Annotated in this window: 15 protein-coding genes; 4 read left to right on the top strand and 11 right to left on the bottom strand. The window is 55.1% G+C overall.

Annotated elements, in window-relative coordinates; translation table 11 throughout:
* Window positions 1-37: 37 nt before the first annotated feature.
* Window positions 38-1078 carry a DGQHR domain-containing protein gene (locus tag V6582_RS20700; protein WP_156634947.1) on the top strand — a complete coding sequence of 347 codons (1041 nt, stop codon included), beginning with the start codon at window positions 38-40 and terminating at the stop codon, window positions 1076-1078.
* 278 nt (window positions 1079-1356) lie between these two features.
* On the opposite strand, the gene V6582_RS20695 is transcribed toward V6582_RS20700, so the two are convergent.
* From V6582_RS20695 to V6582_RS20645, 11 genes are all read right to left on the bottom strand, one after another.
* Entirely contained in the window at window positions 1357-2448 is a 1092-nt protein-coding gene (locus V6582_RS20695; protein ID WP_349508847.1) for an IS5 family transposase, read from the bottom strand.
* A gap of 280 nt (window positions 2449-2728) precedes the next feature.
* Complete coding sequence (locus V6582_RS20690; RefSeq protein ID WP_156634781.1) at window positions 2729-3550, bottom strand: HAD family hydrolase; 822 nt, start codon at window positions 3548-3550, stop codon at window positions 2729-2731.
* Complete coding sequence (locus tag V6582_RS20685) at window positions 3504-4418, bottom strand: hypothetical protein (RefSeq protein WP_156634780.1); 915 nt, start codon at window positions 4416-4418, stop codon at window positions 3504-3506. The genes V6582_RS20690 and V6582_RS20685 overlap by 47 nt, the downstream gene beginning before the upstream one ends.
* Window positions 4415-4978 carry a VUT family protein gene (locus V6582_RS20680; protein WP_156634779.1) on the bottom strand — a complete coding sequence of 188 codons (564 nt, stop codon included), beginning with the start codon at window positions 4976-4978 and terminating at the stop codon, window positions 4415-4417. Before V6582_RS20680 ends, V6582_RS20685 begins: the two co-directional genes overlap by 4 nt.
* A 13-nt stretch (window positions 4979-4991) precedes the next feature.
* Window positions 4992-5693, bottom strand: coding sequence for a 7-cyano-7-deazaguanine synthase QueC (queC, locus tag V6582_RS20675; protein WP_156634778.1), 702 nt, complete (start codon window positions 5691-5693; stop codon window positions 4992-4994).
* 13 nt (window positions 5694-5706) lie between these two features.
* A complete protein-coding gene (queD, locus tag V6582_RS20670; RefSeq protein WP_065661845.1) occupies window positions 5707-6063 on the bottom strand; it encodes a 6-carboxytetrahydropterin synthase QueD in 357 nt (118 codons plus the stop codon).
* Entirely contained in the window at window positions 6060-6692 is a 633-nt protein-coding gene (gene queE / locus V6582_RS20665) for a 7-carboxy-7-deazaguanine synthase (RefSeq protein WP_156634777.1), read from the bottom strand. Before queE ends, queD begins: the two co-directional genes overlap by 4 nt.
* Window positions 6689-7810 (bottom strand): DGQHR domain-containing protein DpdB, encoded by a 1122-nt coding sequence (gene dbpB / locus V6582_RS20660; RefSeq protein WP_156634776.1) that lies wholly within the window; start codon window positions 7808-7810, stop codon window positions 6689-6691. The genes queE and dbpB (V6582_RS20660) overlap by 4 nt, the downstream gene beginning before the upstream one ends.
* Window positions 7728-9095: a tRNA-guanine transglycosylase DpdA gene (gene dpdA, locus V6582_RS20655; RefSeq protein ID WP_156634775.1), complete on the bottom strand. Its 1368-nt coding sequence runs from the start codon at window positions 9093-9095 to the stop codon at window positions 7728-7730. Before dpdA ends, dbpB (V6582_RS20660) begins: the two co-directional genes overlap by 83 nt.
* On the bottom strand, window positions 9092-10213 hold the full coding sequence (gene dbpB / locus V6582_RS20650) for a DGQHR domain-containing protein DpdB (RefSeq protein ID WP_156634774.1): 1122 nt from the start codon (window positions 10211-10213) through the stop codon (window positions 9092-9094). Before dbpB (V6582_RS20650) ends, dpdA begins: the two co-directional genes overlap by 4 nt.
* Window positions 10213-11139: a hypothetical protein gene (locus tag V6582_RS20645; protein ID WP_156634773.1), complete on the bottom strand. Its 927-nt coding sequence runs from the start codon at window positions 11137-11139 to the stop codon at window positions 10213-10215. Before V6582_RS20645 ends, dbpB (V6582_RS20650) begins: the two co-directional genes overlap by 1 nt.
* 148 nt (window positions 11140-11287) lie before the next feature.
* On the opposite strand from V6582_RS20645, the gene V6582_RS20640 reads away from it, so the two are divergent.
* The 3 genes from V6582_RS20640 to V6582_RS20630 all read left to right on the top strand — a co-directional run bounded on the left by V6582_RS20640 (window position 11288) and on the right by V6582_RS20630 (window position 13480).
* Window positions 11288-11938, top strand: coding sequence for a hypothetical protein (locus V6582_RS20640; RefSeq protein WP_156634772.1), 651 nt, complete (start codon window positions 11288-11290; stop codon window positions 11936-11938).
* A gap of 11 nt (window positions 11939-11949) precedes the next feature.
* Entirely contained in the window at window positions 11950-12471 is a 522-nt protein-coding gene (locus tag V6582_RS20635; protein WP_156634771.1) for a hypothetical protein, read from the top strand.
* A 247-nt stretch (window positions 12472-12718) separates the two neighbouring features.
* Window positions 12719-13480, top strand: a complete 762-nt coding sequence (locus V6582_RS20630; protein ID WP_337739412.1) for a metallophosphoesterase — start codon at window positions 12719-12721, stop codon at window positions 13478-13480.
* Window positions 13481-13540: the final 60 nt, after the last annotated feature.

Raw genomic sequence — 13540 nt, 5'->3', positions numbered from 1 at the left:
CGACTCTAAGATCGACAGCGGGAATGTCCAACGGGCTTTGGTTGATTCCAGGCTGAAGCAAATCACCAAATTCTTCAAGGCGTCCCCCAACAATGTGATCCCGGCTGGGGTGACTATTGCGTTTGATGAAACTGTTGCCAAGGTGGACACGCTAGAGGATATAAAAGCGGACGCCGCATGCTTCCACATGACGGCGCCAATCGACGGCAAGGTCCAGATAACGTTTTCCGATGCAGTGAAAGAATCGTCGTTCATTATCGATGGTCAGCACAGGCTCCGAGGGATGGCTCTGCTTGACTTTGATGCTGCAATCCCAGTGTCTCTTTTTGTTCAGATGCCGAAGTTAGAGCGCGCATTCCAGTTCGTTACAATTAACAACAAGGCTCACAAGGTCCCAACAGACAACTTGCGAGCGTTGATTGCTAACTTTGATCAAATCGAGTCGACGCTTCGCACGCGACTCACACAAGCGTCGGTCACGGTGCCAAAGTTCGCGACCGCCATTGACGTTGTTTCTGAAAATGCTGACAGCCCGTTCTATCGAATGATCGATTGGGTGAACAACAGGCACACAGAAGGTCCAGCGGCAAGCCTTCCTCCCAGTGCTGTTGAGCAGTCTATACGGGCGATTGTGCGCGCATTTCCGGAGGCCAAAGAGGATGAGAGCGACGCGCTGTCTGTCCTGTACGCTATCTGGGCGGCTGTTTTCGGTGAATACGGAATCGACTACAAAAACGCCGCTCAGTTTCCCAACCTTGTGTTGAAGGCGAGTATTCAAACCCTTACTGAAATGATCGTCGAAAAGTTGAAATCCGACTATGACCCCGTTTTTTCGGACGCGCCTGTGATGGGCGACAACGGCTTGACGGCAGGCAAAAAGGCCAAAGATCTGATCAAGGGAATCCCCACTGACTTTTGGCGTGATCCATGGTCGCTCAAGAGCTTGGACACGTCATCCGGTCGCGAACTGATAGAACGCGATATCCGCACGCTGAAGATCAAGTTGCACGAGAAGATAACCGACTGGCCCCAAATCAAAAGCTACCTCAGCCTTTACAAGACGAGCGACCAGGAGTGATTCTTGGTCAGAGACGGCTCACGGCGCTAGACTGGTGGTGAGGTCGATCTGATTCATGCTGGCGATAGCCCCGGACGCCGATCGCGGCTCCGGCTCCAGATCGGAAACGGTGGTGTCGCGATCACCGTGATAAGTTGGACACCTCGATTTACCGGTCGCAGTTGGCAAGATGGTGCCGTGGATGTATTTCCGCGATGAACTCGCGCGGATGATCGCCCATTTTTTGTGATGATTGCCGCATCTGCGGCATGCATTTCGGCCTTCCGGCCAGCTGCGCGTTATGCGGTCCGTGGTTTTCCAGTCAGCCAGACATAGCGAAGCATGTTGTAGGTGATATTGGCCATGCCGATCTTCACCCTCGCTCGGCTGATTCCGATGGTGCGCACGAAGAGCTTCATCTTGTCCTTCTGCCGCGCAAAGACATGTTCGATGGCGGAGCGGACCTTCGAACGACGGCCGTTGGCGCGCGACATCGCCTCCGGCATGGGTTTGCCCTTTGGCTTCTTCTGATGGATGTCGGACTTTAGGCCATTGTCCTGCAACCATTCCTCGTTGGTCTTGGAGCGATAGGCCGTATCGGCCCAGACCGTCGACGCGGTATTGTCTTTGGTCACTACGTTTCGAAGCTGGGCTCCGTCATGGGCGCTCGCACTCGTCACCGTCCATCCCCGGATAAAGCCATGGGCTCGGTCGATGCCTGCATGGTTTTTGTAACCAAACATTGGAATGGCAATATCGTGCTGGCCAGTCGTCGTCGACGTCGGCGTCTCCGTTGGCCGTTTCGCCTTGGAATACTTCACTGTCCATCGCGCGTCGCGGTCCTTCTGGGCCAGCCTGGCGGGTTTATCCTTCCAGTCCTCAGGGATTTCGCCGGCCTTGATCGCGTCTTTCTCGTCCTGGCTGTTATGTTGCTTGGGAGCCTGGATGATCGTGGCGTCAACGATCTGCCCGCCTTTGGCCAGATATCCGGAACGTGAGAGATGCTTGTCGAAACGGGCAAACAGATTATCAATGGCACCTGCACGCACCAAACTCTCTCGGAACAGCCAGATCGTCTTGGCATCCGGCACCTTCTGCGAAAGGGAAAGGCCAAGGAAACGCATAAACGACAGCCGGTCCTGGATAACAAACTCCGCTTGGTCGTCGGAGAGATTATAAAGCGCTTGCAGCACCAGGATTTTAAACATCAGAACCGACGGAAATGGTGGACGTCCACCCTTCGATCCGTCGGACCGCTTCAGCGCCTTCGCTAAAGGTTTTTCAAATATCGCCCATGGAATGATGCTGTTGAGCTTCTCCAGCGGATCGCCGACGGCACTCAGCCGTTCGTAACGATCATCCAAATCCCAAAAGCCCGGTTGCCCACGCATCATCCGCTCCCAGAAAATCACACTGGCCGGATTGAATCATGAAACGCGGAAAATGGGGAGGTTTTTAGAGGTGTCCAGTTTACTGACAACTTGGCCAGCCAGGAAATCCAGCGAGCCGAAGGCGAGTCAAAGAAACGTTCTGCTGTCGACGATGAGGCCGGCAACACTGCTGACAAAAGCAGGTTCACGAGCCCCTTCTTCTGGAGCGGCGTGAATACGAGGAGGTCGGCGAGGATTACGTCCTGTTCTGGACCCGCAAATAGTTCGGGTTTTCACCCGCCTAGTCGGCCGGGCGGGTATCATCTTCGGAGTGAAGCAGGAACGTCACCGCCGCATCGAACGAGGGAGCTTGGAATGTCGGCAGGGTGCCGGCTTCGAACTCCCACTTCGGCTGAAAGCCGCCAGGTATATAGATCGTCTTGACACCAGCCTCGTTTGCCGGTCGGATGTCGCGGGTAAGCTGATCGCCAATCACATAGACTGACTGGTTGACCGTCGCCAGTTTCTTCACCCGCTCAAACATGCGGACCGTTTTTGGCGCCTCAAAGACACGATCTACGAACCCGCTGAGTTGGTGCGATTCGATCGTGCGCATCACACGCTTACGGCTCCCTTCCGTGAAAACGACCGACGTCGCGCCGATGGAGGCAAGGTCGCGCAAACCCTTAACGACGCCAACAAGGAGCTTTGGCTGTTTTGCGATGTTTGCGAAGAACTGGCTCTCGATGTTGGCCACCACAGCACGGCCGAGACCTGAATCCGCACCATTGCTCCAGGCACGCCGCACAGCCTCTCGAAAATCCACGCCCCGTAGCCCGAGTGTCAACGCATCGATGAGCAGGCGCGTAGGATAGCGAAGACCAAGATGATGCCTCTGAGCCAATTCCTGATCGAATTTCCGGACGAACTCTAGGCGATTGACCTCAGGACCAGTCAACTCGGCGGCATGCTCGACCGCGTCTAGAAGACCCAACTGCGCTTTGGCAAAAACGCCATCCGTGTCCCAGAGGGTGTTATCCGCATCAATCAGGACCAGCGGTCCCGCGCGACCCGTGTCAGGGCGAGGTGCTGCAAGGCTGGCCGTTTGCTGCCGTGGAGACATTGTTTTCACCAGTAATGCACACCGAGGAAATCGGCGTTTCTATTCGAATCACCGGATTAGACTCTTTTTTAACCGGATGCACAAAGGCAAATACGCCAGCCGTTGTGATAATCCAAGAGAACAAGGCCGTGATAGCCCAGGACTGGATGCGCTGCGCCGGCTCTAGAAACCTCACTTTATCGGCGACCTTAGCGGCGATCAGATATGTTTCGACAATATAGTTCCTAAGGTATTCCGTCCGCAGTTCCGGTGCGACTTTTGTCGCATCGGCGGGGTCAACGAAGGCTTTTGCCCACCGGTTTGGCTGAGTACGCGAGATCCCCATCCAAAAAAGCATCGAGACCGGAGGCTTGTCCTTCGCAACTGCTCTTGGATAGCGGAAGCGAACCCTGATCGCATGAAACGTCACCAGAGCCCCGGAGGTGGCTAGCAAGGCAAACGCTGCGAAGAGCAGATAACTGACGACAACCAGGCCGCTGTTGATTGCTGACCATTTATCGGCCCAGGATATAATCGAGAGCGGATAGCCATCCGCAAGCCGGTTGAAGGCAAGTCCGGAGAAGGCGGACATAAAGGTCAAGATGGTGAGTAACCGCGTCGCTTTTCCGTCCTGATAGTCGGTCTGAGCAGTGACTTCGTCGAGAGACTCGCGAGCGACCTTCAACGCGGCCTCAAGGGAGTCTTTGTCAGGCGCCAACTGCTTGACCTCGGCACCAATTACTTCGATCGCTTCCTTGTCGGTAAGCGTGCGCAGCTTGCCCGGGGCGCGATTGTCGTCGACTCGAGGAAAGAAGGAGATAGACTTACCCCTAATGGCCTCAAAAACGGCCTGGATACATCCCAGTTTATCCTCGGCCTCTGTCGTCATGCTGCCATCAGCCCCAATCGTCGGTCGCGGTTGCGGATCCAGAACAGTACTGGAAGCGCCGCTACAACCATGATCAATTTCCCTACAACCTGTCCAGCCATAAAATCAAGCGAACCGAATGCCAGCCAAAGAAACATCACGCTATCGACGATGAGGCCGACAATACTGCTTGCAAAGGCCGCTTTGACCAGGCCCTTTTTCTGCAGAGGCGTGAACACCAGCAGGTCAGCGAACTCGGAGATCAGGAAGGCGCTTGCAGAGGCCAGCGCCAAAGACGGCGCCGTGAAGGTCGTCGACAGGAAAGCGCCAACTATGATCGCTCCGAGCGACCACAAAAGGCCGAGGCGACGCTGCACCAGGTCGCGCAGAACGAGGGCAAGCCCGACGAGCAGGACACCGCTTGGCGCCGTCAGACCAAAGCCGACGGGGATCATGCAGGGACCGTTAGGCACGCAGATCGTGCCGACATGGCCAATCATATAATTGGCGAGCGGGATGCAGGCGGTGAAGCCAGCAAGAAAAATCCCGCCCTCGATCCATTGTCTGTTTCGCGTATTCATCCCGCTCTCCTTGTCACACTCCTTCCGCGACGAACTTTTCGTATCCTTTTGCCCGCAGGTCACAGGCCGGGCACGTGCCACAGCCATAACCCCAATCATGAAACACGCCTCGCTCGCCGAGATAGCAGGTGTGGCTATCCTTCACGATGATATCCACGAGCGCCCGGCCGCCCAAATCCCTGGCCAGTTGCCAAGTTTGGGCTTTGTCGATCCACATCAACGGTGTGTCGAGGACGAACCGCTTTTCCATTCCAATGTTGAGCGCCACCTGCAAGGCTTTGATCGTATCGTCACGGCAGTCGGGATAGCCAGAATAATCCGTCTCGCACATTCCCCCTACGATATGCTTTAGGCCGCGACGATACGCCAGGGCGGCTGCAAAGGTCAGAAATATCAAGTTTCGACCAGGCACGAACGTATTTGGAAGTCCGGATGCGGACATTTCGATCTGCATGCCACTGGTCAACGCGGTATCCGAGATCTCACCGAGTGCGGCGAGCGATATCGTGTGATCATCTCCAAGGCGATCCGCCCATACAGGATTGAGCGCGGTCATTTTAGCGCGCAACGTGTCCCGGCATTCGAGCTCGATCCGATGGCGCTGACCATAATCGAAACCGACGGTCTCCACGCGCTCGAAGCGGTCGAGCGCCCAGGCCAAGCAGGTCGTTGAATCTTGGCCGCCAGAAAATAGCACCAGTGCAGTCGTCGACATCGCCCGATTCCTTTTAATTGCCTTCAAACTCCGCCCAGCAGGATGGCGTTTCGAATACCTTCACGGAATTCAACTCGTCGAGCAGCGGCTTGACCTTTTGCCAAATCCAGACAGCGATATTCTCCGCTGTCGGGTTTTCGAGGCCGTCTATGTCGTTGAGTGTATGATGATCGAGGCTCTCGAGAACCGGCCCGAAAACTTTCTCCACATCAAAAAAGTCGATCACAAAACCAGTCCGTGGATCAACGGAGCCTTTGAGTTGCAGTTCGACCCGGTAGGAATGCCCGTGCATGCGGTGGCATTTGTGCGTTGTGGGCACATTTGGAAGTCTGTGGGCCGCCTCAAATGTAAATGCTTGTGTGATTTTCATGGGATCCCGATCATTTTGTGTGTCTGCAGGCTGAGCCGCCAGCGGGGGTTTTCGAGACAAAATGCCGTCACGGCCGCGATATTTTGAAACTGTTCCGGCCCGTCCATTGGCTGCAGGAAATAGTGCTCGAAGGAAACCTCGGGGAGATCGTCAGGAAGCAACTGCGCCTGCGGATAAACCAGCTTCAGTTCGCTGCCGGATTTGAGATTGAATGGCGCGCCGGCCTTCGGACTGACGCAGATCCAATCGATGCCCTCCGGCGGTTCGATCGTCCCGTTGGTTTCGATTGCGATCTCGAAACCGTGTTCGTGGACCGCCGCAATCAGCGCATCATCAATCTGCAGCAGCGGTTCGCCGCCGGTGAAGACAACATAGCGCCTGCTCTGCACGTCCCCCCATGTCCGAGCGATCTCCGACGCAAGCTCGCCGGCGTCACGAAACTTGCCGCCGCCTTCGCCATCTGTCCCGATGAAGTCTGTATCGCAGAACTGGCACACCGCATTTTGGCGGTCCTGCTCGCGGCCGGACCACAGGTTACAGCCGGCGAAACGGCAGAAAACTGCTGCGCGGCCGGCCTGCGCGCCTTCTCCCTGCAAGGTTTTGAAAAGCTCTTTTACCGCATAGGTCATTGAGCCCTCTCGCTTGGTACCGAAATTTTCAGGTCTTGCACTTCGGTCGCCGCCGCCCGACGCGCTTTGACGTCCTTCCTCACAATTGTATTCAGGTATTGCCCCAGAGTGACAATGTCACGATTGACGTTTTGCACCGATTTCCAATGCCGTTGATCGCCGTTGCCAAAGTCCCACTGCCCAGATGTCCACGCGGTACGGCCGACAAGGCACGCCAAGCCCTTGGCGAAATCTTGCCATGACCTGGCCCCATCGAGGAGCGCCAGGATTTCCATGACGTATCCCAGTGCCATAATGCCCGCGCCATGGACCAAGCGAGACGTTTTCGGAGTGTGGTCGCGCCACTCGTCTCGAAACACGTATTGAACGGCCCGATAGAATTCATTCACCAGATCAAAACACAATTCTGTGCCGTTTGGCTCTTTGACCATCTCGCGCATGATGCCATCGCTGACCGAGTTGATGATCACGCGTTGAATGGCGGTGTCGCGGATAATACCCGTCGGGTTCGTGTGCTGATAGATATATCCCTTCAGCGATGAATGTGGGTCGAAATTTAGCTTTGCAGCCAATTCCGCAGCAAGTGATCGATCGCTAAGCCTGCGCGGCAAACCCCGAACAGTGGGCAACAGTTCGTAGATCAAAGATTTGGGCAAAGGCCGCGTGTTGTTGATGAGGACGAATTGTCGGCGCAATTCGGCTTCATCCGCACAGATCACGGCCGAAACGAATACCTGAAAATCCTTCTCATGAACTTGGGAAAGGGCTGTCAGGCGTTGTTGTCCATCGACGACGAGACCTGGCGCGCCGCGGGCGAGGTTAATCTCGACAGTACACCGTCCATCAACATCGACAGGCCCAACCTCGACGCGGTCGATAAACGCAACCACGATAGGATTCGGAAGGATGGCTTCCGGCTTCTCCAGATAGTCCCGGATTTCCCTGATGTGACCAGCGATCTGAGGGCGCTGAAAACCACTCAGCGCACCCGCTTCGTTACGGGCAACACGCTCGATGGTGGCGAACTGCTGAAGTTCAGATGCAAGGGCTGCAAACGATAGGACCGTGTGGGTCTGGCTTTGCTTTGCTTGTATCGCCTGGAATGTCAGCTTCGTCATTTAATTCACTTCTAGATGGGAGTTTGTTTACGAGCGATTTGTAGACGCCCAGGTTATGGATTCCGCGGCGCTTGTTACGGTTACTCGCCCTGAAAATAAGAACCTCGATCGAGAGTGCTTGGCAGATCGGACAGGCGCATGCCTTCCACGGCCGATCTTCCAACGTTCGCCTGTAACGCGCCCTGAGATCGTCGACTGCTCGCGTTCCAGGAAGATCGGCAAGAGGCGCGCCCATCAACGCTGGCGTAGCGTAGGTCAAGACAGCCTCAAGTGTGTCGTCGATCGACGCTTCGTATCGGTCGTAAGCTCGGAGCGCATCTAAGGCGCTGCGTTCCATCTTGACCAATTCTTCCTGATTCAAAGCGCCGCGCTTCGCAAGCCGCTGAAGTTTCGGGTTCTCCAGCGCCTGCGGCACGCGTATTGCCGTGTAATAGTCTAGTCTTCCCGCAGAATTCGGCAGGTAGTAGTTCGCCTTCGCATCTTTGAAAGCACGGATAAGCGGCGAGGTCGTGTCGAAACTCGTGATGTTGAAGGGTTCGAAAGTTTCGATTTCGTCTGCCTTGGCAAATCCAAGGACATGTATTCTCGTGCTTTGCGGAACTGCCTCCCTGATTTCTCGGAGGCAGGCCTTGATCTGCGAGGCTTTCAGAGGAACGGTACCCCCGAGAGCAAGGTAGTCGTAGCCCATAGCGACGAGTTGACGGGCGGCCTCTGCCATGCTTCCGGGCGACCATCCCTGAATGACCCCAAGTGGGGTGAAGCGGCTAGACATGTGGCGGGTGGAGACTTTAAACTCGGCCGCGTTTTGGAGAGTTATGTCGAACCGGCGGCGGGCGTCTTCCGTCCCACCGTTAAAACCCGTCAGGTCTTCGTCGAAGTCGAAAATGATATGGTCGACGGAGCAGCCATGGGTGAAACGGCCGTCATCGTAGAACTCGGCGGTATCCTCCGACGTGTACGGTGGTCGCTCTTCCTTATGATACGTGAACGCACCGCAGTCCCCAAAGATAGGAAGTGTGCTGAACGGTGGCTTATCGAGCCGAAGAAAGCTTCGAGCGCCGTCGCGACGGAAGCGCATGGCCTGGGCTTCAGTATATTTTCCGCCGACTGCCGTCCCGCCGACAATCCCGCGCGAAACAAGCATGCCATCGTAAGGCGCATAACCCATAATCTCATGGGGATAGACGTCATCCCAATATGGCTTGCGATCTGCAGAGTATCGGTCGCGAAGGAAATCGTATCCGGGATCGACGTGGTCGAGGCTGTCGGCAAAAATGAACTTCATCGTGAGGCCTTTGAAAGCTTGCGATCAAGTTGAATGAGATACTGCGAAAGCCTGTCGATATGTTGCGAGGTGCCCTGAAGGTCGTTCCACTTCCATCCGAGATCATCCCACTTGCCTGCCGTCCAGCAGCAATATGGCTTCAAACGACCGAGAGATTGGCGAATGTCTTGCTCGACGTCCATGCTGCTTTCAGCACGCAACATGACGGGATCCATGAGGGCTCCCATCGCACGGATCCCGGCCATGTGCATTAGCCTGCTCTTTTCGGGCGCCTTCCCCCACGCTTCAGGGAAGGTGTCTTTGACTGCTGTCCAGTATTTCACCAGCATGTTGAACATCTCATCGGCATCAGAGGTGCCGTCTGTGTTGACATATTGGCTCAGAGCACTGGTATGGAGCTTCAAATTCGCTTTGACCGCCGCGATGAGAGCAGAGTCCACGATAACCGCGTTGGATGATTTCTTATCAGACTTTCTTTTGATCAGTCGGTAGAACGGCGAGTCTTTGTGCGTGTTGAGCAAATTGCAAAGTTCGCTTGGCAGTTTGTTCTCAGCCAAATCCTTTGGCAAAAGTGTGCTGACTTCAGGAAGTAGTTCGTCAATCAAACGCGTGTCCAGCGCTTTCACCTTATTGACCAAAATGAACTGCTGACGCTGAACTTCAATATCGTGGGAGACGAACGCAATGACAGGAACCGGTATGTCCTTGTTCTGCGTTCGCGAAAGCGCGAGCGAGCGCTGCTGACCATCCACGATCCAAGCGGCTTTGCTGCCGGATGCGGGAACTGGGATACGTAAAGTGCCCGACGTCACGATTTCCACCGCTTCGGAAGGCTTCGAGCCTCTCGCGGCTGTGAAAGTTACATCCTTTGAGAGGGCAAGAATGATCGCATTGGGGAAAAGAACGGGACCACTATCCAGGAATTCGACGATGGAATTGACGTGACTGCGGATTTCTTGCCGCTGGAAACCTTTCAATTCATTGTCGTCGCGCTGAATCCGACTGATTTCGGCGATCTTCATGACCTCGGATCCCGGAAGGAAAAACGCGTACACATCCGTTTCGACGCCCTGCTGCGTTTTGACCGCCCGTACCGCGATATGATCTTGTGCACTCATTAGGCTTTGACCTCGTTTCGCACAATTGCGGCAAGTCGCGAGAAGCGGCCTTGTTCGCAGGCGATGTTCATGTCGTCCCGGAACATCCGCAATAGTTTTGTAGAACTGCCGTTAGCCACGGCCCAATTGTCGCGCAGCAGTTTTAGGACTTCTTGGTCACCTACACGCTTGCCCGCTTTTCGCTCCGGGAACCGCCAATCGAGTAGCCTGGAGCGCACCGCATCAGCGTGATCAGCTATGTTACCGTCAGGATTATCGAGCAGAACGTTGGTTACGAAGTGCCTTAGCGCGCGCGAAGCATAGTCGCCCATGGTTACTGGGATGGGGCTGTCGGGGCCATCCAGGCGCTTGTCATATGGAAGTAGGAAAGGTCTCAAGGCAGGGGCGAGATCCACTTTGGTGGAGGTCGTCATGATCCGCAATCGCCCTGCATTCGCCGTCGAAAGGGAGATAAGAAGCGGCGTCAGCATCAGAAGGTAGGAATGTGGGAGCGACACAAGTAGTAAGGCGTGAGAACTGCCCTGCAGCACCTCGGACACCGCCTCGGCCTGCCGACTGGAGAATACCTCCAGCCACCAGTCGTGGGCATCAGCTTCGGGTGGAAGCTTCCTTAAGATCGAGTCTACTGAACCTGGCGAGACAGTAAGGTTGTAGCTCGGAATCTTCTTTTCCGCCGGTACCAACCCAAGACCGGCCGACGCTATGGTCAATTTAGCCCCAATTGCTTGGGCGGCCGTTTTGGCCTCTGCCATACTCCTTCCGGCGTACAGGTCGGATGCCGAAACTTGAGGTTCCGCGCGCCGTATCCGATCACGCCAATCTTCTCCCACCGAACGCGTCGTTCCCGCCGTGATTGCCCTGGCATTGAGCAATACATCTGGGGAAAAACGCTTGCGCATCGTGCATGCGGTGAGAATTACGGTCATGCTAAAATCGAGCCATGATAACTGCGAGGGCTTCCTGCAATACTTAATAACTGTGATCACTAGAATCATCAACCAAAAACTGCGGGCGCGCAATACATGTCAGGAAAACTGCGCCCGGTTGTTCATTTGATAGGATAGGAGCTTGGTTATGAGGGATGACGAATTCGGGTACACCCCTTGGGGCGCCAAGCTTGGCGGCCAAATTTACTGGAATGCAGTCAACGCATTGAGGGACGTATGGTTGGAGATTTACGGCGAGCACATTGAAATTTCAGTGCAAGGCAAAGCCGGCTTCAAGCGTCTTTTAGACGAGATCAAACGGAAACTCGTTGAGAAACGCGGGCTTGAAAAGATCGTCAATGAACTAAGGGCTCGCGGCTACGATCTAGCTAACCCGACAAACCCGGACCAATTATTCACAAGCCTTCTAGCGCCCATCCCATCGGGAATTCGGGACGTGGACGATATAACTCCGAACGAGTTTAAAGCCGCGGTCTATTCCGTCGCTGACCAAGCGCGTGAAAGTGGAAATGACGGGGAAGATATTCCGTTGGACCAGTTTCTCCGCCGAGCGTTAGATCATCTTTGGGGTGTTAAGGGGCTGAGTGGACGTATCAACGTTGGTGAAAACCGTCACTTTCCCCGCATGTTTCAGTGGCTGAAAGAGGTTGCCGGCGAAACAGACTGGGGCGAAGGAAAAGGCCTGAAGATCATGAACACCAGCAGGAAAGGGGCGGTACGTTCTAATCCATCGGGGCCCCACGGGCTGACTGTGCGACTGAACTTCAACTATATCTAAGGCCGCCACATATGAGCCTGTATGACTTTTTCAAAGACCCAAATAACTTCGTTGCCCGGGGAAATATTCTCCATATGAAGGCAGCGCTGGATCTAAAGCAGACAACCGCACAGCATGGGATCCAGTTGCATCTTACTGAGCCCGAGATAGACAACCAGGGGTATGACTTTATCGCGGCCGTCGGTTACGATCAGGTTTACCTACAAAATAAAGCAACCTTGGACGATGCAAACGTCAGTTCGTGGAAGATTCATCCCCTGCACTTAAATGTTCCACTTCTTGAGCGCGATCTGTCGCCGAGCATCGACGGTTGGCCCATTTGTGGCGGGGAAGGAGCCATGGGCGGCGTCCTTCTCCATTTGATTGATGCCGAAGCAGCGAAAGCGGACGGGCGTTTCTTCCCATTCGTTCGCCGAGTTCTGTCCTTGCCTTCCGTCTACATCCGCGTCGTGATGCCGACATGGTGCAAACGATGGTCGAAACTGGTTTGCAATAACGGTAGACGTGGCTGGTGCCGGCCACATTTGCTTTGATCTCTTTTGAGGAGACGTTGTGATGCCCCATGGGTCGCACTATTCCGTTCATGGCAGGAACGGGCGATAGGCGGGGCGGAAAATCTCGCGCCACACTCACTTTTGGTAGCGTGCCACCGCCGGCATGGCCTATAGGAATGCCACCGCCGAGGTTTGGCCCTGGTCCCGTCCCCGCCGCTCCAAGCTCCGACATGTTGCAAGCACAAGGGCGATCACCACGCGTTGGCTTCGCCTGCAGGAAAAAGTAGTGATACCGACCGAGAGCTTACCATCCACCGTCTATGCCATTGCCGACGTCCATGGACGCGCCGATCTTCTCGAAGCCATGCTTGGATACATCGCCGCCTATGCGAATAATCATCAGTCTAAGCCTGTTGTGATCTTTCTGGGCGATCTGATCGATCGCGGCCCTCACAGTCCGAAGGTACTCGATCAGGTCTGCTCGACACTCGATCTCTATCCGGGCTCCCGGCTCATTCTCGGCAATCATGATTTTTACCTGCGTGAGTTCCTTCGCGGTGCTCTCACCTATGAGGACGCTGTCAATTGGATGGACTGGGGAGGCGTCGCGACAGTGAGTGCATATTCCAGTCGTCCGGTGCCAGATTTTGAGAACATCGCCGCCGATATCCGCCGCGTCTTCCCACATCATGTGGACTTGCTCGAAAACGCGTATACGTTCATGGAAATGGGCCGCTTCTGTTTTGTTCACGCTGGAATACGTCCCGGCATTCTGCTCGCAAAACAGGACGAATACGACTTGCGCTGGATCAGGGCCGGTTTTCTCGACCACATGGACGTTCTTGACCACGTCGTTTTACACGGTCACACGATCACAAAGTCGCTGCGGCCCGAAGTTTACTCAAATCGCATAGCACTGGATACCGGAGCGTACCGGACTGGCCGGCTGAGCGCCGCCGTCATCACGCACGATGAGCTTTTACACTTCGTATGTACCGAACTGACCGAGAACGGTTCCATCGAGGTCGGCGAGTGGCGGCCCGACTAATCGATAGGGAAGAGTAGATCGTTGTCACGGACTGTGTCGTGAAACTCGGACGTTGGCTCC

This window comes from Agrobacterium vitis (assembly GCF_037039395.1).
Lineage (GTDB): Bacteria > Pseudomonadota > Alphaproteobacteria > Rhizobiales > Rhizobiaceae > Allorhizobium > Allorhizobium vitis_E.
This window is presented reverse-complemented; position numbering and strand designations above follow the sequence as displayed.

What these genes read in the sequence shown, in the direction of transcription:
- queC (WP_156634778.1), bottom strand. Translation starts at nt 5,693, where the DNA reads ATGTCGACGACTGCACTGGTGCTATTTTCTGGCGGCCAAGATTCAACG.
- V6582_RS20640 (WP_156634772.1), top strand. Translation starts at nt 11,288, where the DNA reads ATGAGGGATGACGAATTCGGGTACACCCCTTGGGGCGCCAAGCTTGGC.
- V6582_RS20685 (WP_156634780.1), bottom strand. Translation starts at nt 4,418, where the DNA reads ATGACGACAGAGGCCGAGGATAAACTGGGATGTATCCAGGCCGTTTTT.
- V6582_RS20690 (WP_156634781.1), bottom strand. Translation starts at nt 3,550, where the DNA reads ATGTCTCCACGGCAGCAAACGGCCAGCCTTGCAGCACCTCGCCCTGAC.
- dpdA (WP_156634775.1), bottom strand. Translation starts at nt 9,095, where the DNA reads ATGAAGTTCATTTTTGCCGACAGCCTCGACCACGTCGATCCCGGATAC.
- queD (WP_065661845.1), bottom strand. Translation starts at nt 6,063, where the DNA reads ATGAAAATCACACAAGCATTTACATTTGAGGCGGCCCACAGACTTCCA.
- dbpB (WP_156634774.1), bottom strand. Translation starts at nt 10,213, where the DNA reads ATGAGTGCACAAGATCATATCGCGGTACGGGCGGTCAAAACGCAGCAG.
- V6582_RS20680 (WP_156634779.1), bottom strand. Translation starts at nt 4,978, where the DNA reads ATGAATACGCGAAACAGACAATGGATCGAGGGCGGGATTTTTCTTGCT.
- queE (WP_156634777.1), bottom strand. Translation starts at nt 6,692, where the DNA reads ATGACCTATGCGGTAAAAGAGCTTTTCAAAACCTTGCAGGGAGAAGGC.
- V6582_RS20635 (WP_156634771.1), top strand. Translation starts at nt 11,950, where the DNA reads ATGAGCCTGTATGACTTTTTCAAAGACCCAAATAACTTCGTTGCCCGG.
- dbpB (WP_156634776.1), bottom strand. Translation starts at nt 7,810, where the DNA reads ATGACGAAGCTGACATTCCAGGCGATACAAGCAAAGCAAAGCCAGACC.
- V6582_RS20695 (WP_349508847.1), bottom strand. Translation starts at nt 2,448, where the DNA reads ATGCGTGGGCAACCGGGCTTTTGGGATTTGGATGATCGTTACGAACGG.
- V6582_RS20645 (WP_156634773.1), bottom strand. Translation starts at nt 11,139, where the DNA reads ATGACCGTAATTCTCACCGCATGCACGATGCGCAAGCGTTTTTCCCCA.